The sequence below is a fragment of the Rhizobium sp. P1_E1 genome (genome assembly GCF_056406015.1).
Genome location: NZ_JBFUAY010000251.1, coordinates 1 through 5,789 on the forward strand (window position 1 = coordinate 1; position 5,789 = coordinate 5,789).

Sequence of the window (5,789 nt, forward strand, 5' to 3'; positions counted from 1 at the left end):
AACCTGCACCTTTGCCCTGTCGTTCGCGCCCTACGTCGCGGACTATTCGCGATATCTGCCGAGCAATGTTTCTTCGAAGAAGGTGTTTTGGTACACCTTCGCGGGCATCGCTGTTGCACTTTTCGCGATGATGCTCCTGGGTGCGCTGCTGGCGGTACAGATCCCCACCTTCAGCGACAACTCCGGTGGTAGTCTTGCTATGCTGTTCGGTAGTTTTTCGCCGATCTTGTATGTGCTGATCGTCTACGCGCTTCTGTGCATCAACGTGTTCAATTTCTACGGCGCGTTCATGGCAGTAGTGACAACCATACAACCCTTTGGAAATATGCGTTTCGGGTCAACGCAGCGGGCCGTTGTGATGATCGCGATTGCGATCGCCAATGCTGTCCTGTCTTATTTTGGCGACGGCGACTTCTCGACCATGTTCTTGAATTTCATCTTTCTGATGAGCTATGCACTCATCCCCTGGACCGCAATCAACCTCGTTGATTATTACGTCTTGCGGCGTGGACAGTACAGCGTAGCGGACATTTTCGATCCCGACGGCATCTACGGCCGATATAATCCTATCGCGATCGGCGCGTTCGTGTTTGCTGTTCTGGCCGAAATCCCTTTCATTTCGATGTATTACTACACGGGCCCTGTGGCTGCTTACCTGGGCAACATCGACTTGGCATGGATCGTCGGCGTGCCTGTCGGAGCTTGCCTCTACTACTTCCCAATGCGAGCACGGTTGAGCCGGACGGGTTCTGTGCAGACTGCCACGGAATAGTCAACCTGCGGAGCCGCAGCCATGCGGCTCCATCCCGCAAAGGATTGTTCAGTGCAGCCACTCTACACCCTGCCCAAGATCGAACGGCCAGCGCTTTTGGTGGTCGATATGCAGAACGATTTTGTACGCGCTGGCGCACCCTTCGAAGTTCCCGCCGCGCAAGAAACGATTCCGTCGCAACAGCGCCTAGTCGGAGCCTTCAGAGAACACGATCTGCTAGTTGTATTCCTCCAATGGGTCGGAATAGAAAACGATCCTTACCAGCGCATGCAGGACAAGTTCACTTGGGCGCGGGGGCTAGCCGATGATATCAAAGGATGTCGTCCCGGGCATCTACGCTACTATGAAGATATCGAGGCGGATAGGGATTGTTGCGCCATCATTGATGAACTGACCCCCACCGCAGATGAGATTCAGCTGACAAAACGTGGCTACGGCGCTTTCTTGGGGACCGCACTGGATTCGATCCTGCGGGACCGGAATATCGATGGCGTCATTATAACCGGCGTCATGTCCGAGTGCTGTGTCGAAGACACCGCGCGCCAAGCCTATCAGCTTCATTATCCAGCGGTGGTGATCAAAGACGCGGTGGCCACATATGACCCGCGCGCCACAGCCACAATGCTGGATGTCGTGGATAAGAATTTCGGATGGGTTGCTGACACCATAACGGTGATCGACTGGTTAGACGCCGCTCGCGGGGGCAGCGTGCTTCCGCCTTTACCCACGTAGACCAACAGCCCGTTGCCCTCCGATAGAGTTGGCATTTGAAACCCACTGCGAACGTTGCTGGATTGGGGACATAGCGATTGCAACGGAGGCGATCCCACTATCGAAGTCTTCCCACGCGTCAACACGTGCGAATGCCCCCTACACATGTTCCCCTGCACATCTGCTCACGCACCGCCAAGGCGACCGATGAGCCTTCATTGAACCATTGGGCGTAGATGAAAAGGAACGCTAATCGTTCGCCGGAATTCCCGTGGGCGCTGCCTAAACAGCGCCCACGGGTTCCTCTTTTCAAGCCTGGTTCTGCGGATCCTCAGCGAATTCCCTCGTATCTCTTACCCCTTGTATTCGGCCAGGGCCGCCTCCAATTGCGCCAGGTATTCTTGCTTTACGTCGTCCGGAAGCGACTCACCCTCGACCAGCTCCAACGCATGCGCGATCGATTCAACTGCCCGATCTTTGTCGCCGCTCTCATAGAAGTAAGGGGCAATTGTCGCGTAAGAACGCGCGCGTGAGATGCCATCTTGTTGCGGACACAGTGTCTGAATGCTCTCCAAGAGCTCCTTGCCCATCGAAAAGCGTTCCGCAAACGGAAGGCAGGAGTAGTCGTACGGTGAACCGAAGAGTTGCTGCATCGCCGCCAGAAGCCACTCACCATCATTTTTTTCTATCGCATTTCGGGCAAGTCGGGCCAATACAATCCAGCCCGCCTCAAAGTCGTGCATTCTTCCGAGCAACAACTCGACATGAGCTTCGCGAAAAGGCAAATTGTCTGGGATTGCTTTGATGCCCTCTTCAATTGTCGAGAGCGCCGTCTGAAAGTCCTTAATGTTCACCGCCGCAATCGCGCGGAAAAGGAGCACTCCTTCAAGCCACTTCTCCTGGGCATTTTTCGCTTCTGCGCTGGTGTCCCAACTGCCATCCATGACTTTTATCAAAACGCGCTCGAGTAGGTCCGGGTCCTCAGGATCCGGGTAGCCAATATGGGCGATGCTGTTGTCYCGGTCGACGACGAATATCGTTGGATCCGCGGAAGATCCGCCGGCAACCCACCAAAGCTTGTTCATTTCACCTGTATGTTCGAATGCGATCGGGATCGTCGGATTCGGAAGCTCTTTGTTTAGCCACGTGTCCACCCGCGCGCGGGCCTCGTCAGCCGTTGCAACCCGCTCCCTTGCTGCAACTCCGAGGGCCTCAAGTCCGATATCCCTGTATTTCTCCTGCAACTGCCCCAGGTCGGCAAGGGACTTCGAGCAAAATCCGCAGGTTGTCGCGAAGAGTGCAACGATGTGTATCTTGCCGCGCTCTAAAGCGAAAATTGGATTGCCACGTATCCAGGTGAGCGTTTCGATCGACGGAGCTAGAGAGCCAATTAGGAAATGGGCCTTCATTTTATTCTCCAATTCTAGTTCGCCTGGAGTGTGGTAGCCATGATGCCAGCCTCGCAGACAGGGGTCGTCTGGCTTTGCGCTCCCCCTAGCACTTGGCGTGCCAATCAAACGACGATGCAAAAAGTCATCAGATCCAGTGGCTCCACCGTAAATGCAGCGGCCCGCGGGACCAGTAATAGTGGCGCGAAACCGACAAACTCGACGGGGAGTGTCCCAATCAGGCCATTTGTCGGGGAGTTCGAGATATTGGCTGTAATCGGCCTCGACGCGAACGCGGCCGCAGGATCGTTTAGAGCAGAGAACGCCTCTCATAGCCCTCGAAACAAGCCATGTGTGAGGCTGTAATATAATCGCGTCCTCGGCGCTTACTGGGGATGTTCCCCCTCGCGCCGAGGACCGAAGAACCGCCGTGTGTCATCAATGAGACACGGCGTACAACATTGTCACGACATCCCCAGCGTCAGCGACCTTTTTCAGTCTGTTATTTTCGGCATCTAAAGAGCTGAAATTGCACCACATTGAAATTCACCATTCATTTTTGAACGGCTTGGCACGACGCTTGAAAATCATTCTTGGGTAAAGACGGCAGCTCGAGTGGGTGCTCCGTCGCTTCGGAAGCAATTCAAATGGCTGAAGGGAATACCATGGTAGCGATCCGTGAGACCTGTTTACAGGAAAAGCATCCATGTCTCAACGGCTCTGAACCGACCTTCAAGAGCAATGCTAGATCGGCCTTACGCAAAAGACCTCGCTGCACAGGAGAACACGATGGTGGATTCATTCGTAAGCCGCGACGGATCTAGATGGCTCCCGGAATATCTGAGCCAGATAGACGCAAGTTGCATTGGCTGCGGCCGCTGTTTCAAAGTCTGTTCGCGTGACGTCATGCACATTCGCGGCATCACCGACTCAGGCGAAATTTTACGTGACGGTGATGGAGCAGACGATGATGAGGTCGAGCGATTGCTGATGATTGTCGATCACCCCGGCCGATGTATCGGTTGTGGCGCCTGCGCCCGCGTCTGCCCGAAGAATTGTCAGACTCACATCACGTCCGACTAACGGGACCAGGAGTTTCCCATGACCTCTTCGGCCAAACTTTCCCACCGTCAGACTCCGCCTTTGGTGATGACACCGGAACTGATGCAACCCATCCAGTTGCCGCAGATGGCTCGTTTCGAACTCAACCAGTTCATCACCCTAGAAGTCGAGAAGAACCCGCTGCTCGAATTTCCGTCGAACGACAGCGAGGCAGGCGGCGAGTACACGCCAGCCGGCGATGAGCAGTTCGGCCACTCGCCGGAGGACGCCCGCGCGGACGATGGCGACGATAGCCGCACCGACGCGCTCTCGAGCGGTAGGTATGACAATGGCGGCAATGCCAGCACCAGCCGGCTGAGCGACGAACTCGACGCCGATTACACCATTTCTCCCGACTGACAAGGTCTGCCAAGTGGCTCTGGCGCCTCTCCGACGAAACCCTGTAGCAAAGAGGTCTAAAGCGGACAACGAAGAGCATGCCCAGTTGGAAAGGTGACGTTTCTCAGACTGGCATCGCTCTTGCTCGCGGAATTGAGCTTTAAAGCGTCATTGGAGTTCGGAATGTCCAGAGTGATTAGTAACCTTATGGCCACCAACACCGCGCCTAAGAGTAAGCGCTTGCCTACCCGCAGACAAGCCATGCCGATGATCCAGCGTTCACCGAAAATGGGGGATCCTCCGATGAAAGTAATCGCTCCTGTGGGCACACTGCTCTTCTCCGTCTCCCTTGCCGCCTGTGGCGTGGCATTCGGTAGTCCGATCCTTGACCTGACAACGTTTTCCTAACGACCAGGAGGTTTCCATGGCTTTGTCCGCGAATCTATCCCTGCGCCAGACCCAGTCCCTGATGATGTCACCGCAACTGATGCAATCCATCCAGTTGCTCCAGATGACGCGTGCCGAACTCAACCAGTTCATCGCCCTGGAAGTCGAGAAGAACCCACTGCTCAATTTCGCGAACGACGGCGAGTACACGGCAGGCGATGACGAGCCGTTCAGCCACTCGCCGGAAGATGCCGGCGCGGATGATGGCACCGACAATCGTGAGGATGCGCTTTCCAGCGACTGGTATGACAATGGCGGCAGCGCCAGCACGAGCCGGCTGAACGACGAGCTCGACGCCAATTACACCAATGTCTTTCCTGATGACGGCGCCCCGCAGCGCCTCGATGCGCCGGAGCTCGTCACCCAGTGGAAGTCGATGCCTGGCAGCAGCGAGGGCGCCGATTATAATCTCGACGATTTCGTCGCCGGCCAGGTATCGCTGTGCGATCATCTCGCCCAGCAGATCCCCTTCGTCCTGCGCGATAACAGCGACAGCTTGATCGCAAAATGTCTTGTCGACCAGCTCGACGACTGCGGTTATCTGCAGGCCGATCTCGTCCAGGCGGCCGAGGCGCTGGGCACGAGCCCTGCAAGGGTCGAGCGCGTGCTCGCCACCCTCCAGAGCCTCGATCCGCCAGGTGTTTTCGCCCGCAGCCTCGCCGAATGCCTGGCGATCCAGCTCAGGCAGAAGGACCGATACGATCCGGCCATGCAGGCTCTTGTCGAAAATCTCGAACTGCTGGCGCGGCGCGATTTTGCCAAGCTGAAGCGGCTCTGCGGCGTCGACGAGGAAGATCTTCTCGACATGCACGCCGAGATCCTGCAGCTCAATCCGAAGCCCGGCAGCGGTTTCGAGGCAGGTGTTTCCGAAGCGATTATGCCGGATGTGGTCGTCAGAGCCTCCTCGGAGGGCGGCTGGCTGGTCGAGCTCAATCCGGATACGCTGCCGCGCGTGCTGGTCAACCAGTCCTATTTTTCCCGGGTGACAAAGAACGGCGAGGATCACGCCTTCCTCTCCGATTGCCTGCAGA

Annotated in this window: 5 protein-coding genes and 1 pseudogene; 5 read left to right on the forward strand and 1 reads right to left on the reverse strand. The window is 56.3% G+C overall.

Annotated elements, in window-relative coordinates:
• Together AC1D1Z_RS33030 and AC1D1Z_RS33035 are read left to right on the forward strand one after the other, a co-directional pair.
• On the forward strand, nt 1-772 hold a 772-nt coding region (locus AC1D1Z_RS33030; protein WP_477853070.1), incomplete at its 5' end, for a purine-cytosine permease family protein.
• Nucleotides 773-823: 51 nt separating this feature from the next.
• Nucleotides 824-1,504, forward strand: coding sequence for a cysteine hydrolase family protein (locus AC1D1Z_RS33035; RefSeq protein WP_165406194.1), 681 nt, complete (start codon nt 824-826; stop codon nt 1,502-1,504).
• A 332-nt stretch (nt 1,505-1,836) separates the two neighbouring features.
• Here AC1D1Z_RS33035 and AC1D1Z_RS33040 read toward each other — a convergent pair whose 3' ends face one another.
• The gene (locus tag AC1D1Z_RS33040; RefSeq protein ID WP_477853072.1) at nt 1,837-2,892 is read right to left on the reverse strand and encodes a TlpA disulfide reductase family protein; all 1,056 of its coding nucleotides are present in this window, start codon (nt 2,890-2,892) and stop codon (nt 1,837-1,839) included.
• Between the two features lie 768 nt (nt 2,893-3,660).
• Here AC1D1Z_RS33040 and fdxB point away from each other — a divergent pair.
• The 3 genes and pseudogenes from fdxB to AC1D1Z_RS33055 form a co-directional block, all read left to right on the forward strand.
• The gene (fdxB, locus tag AC1D1Z_RS33045) at nt 3,661-3,954 is read left to right on the forward strand and encodes a ferredoxin III, nif-specific (RefSeq protein ID WP_130654374.1); all 294 of its coding nucleotides are present in this window, start codon (nt 3,661-3,663) and stop codon (nt 3,952-3,954) included.
• Nucleotides 3,955-3,972: 18 nt separating this feature from the next.
• A pseudogene (locus AC1D1Z_RS33050) lies at nt 3,973-4,329 on the forward strand (RNA polymerase factor sigma-54); the annotation flags it as partial.
• A 406-nt stretch (nt 4,330-4,735) separates the two neighbouring features.
• A partial coding sequence (locus tag AC1D1Z_RS33055) for an RNA polymerase factor sigma-54 (protein WP_477853075.1) occupies nt 4,736-5,789 on the forward strand: 1,054 nt, incomplete at its 3' end.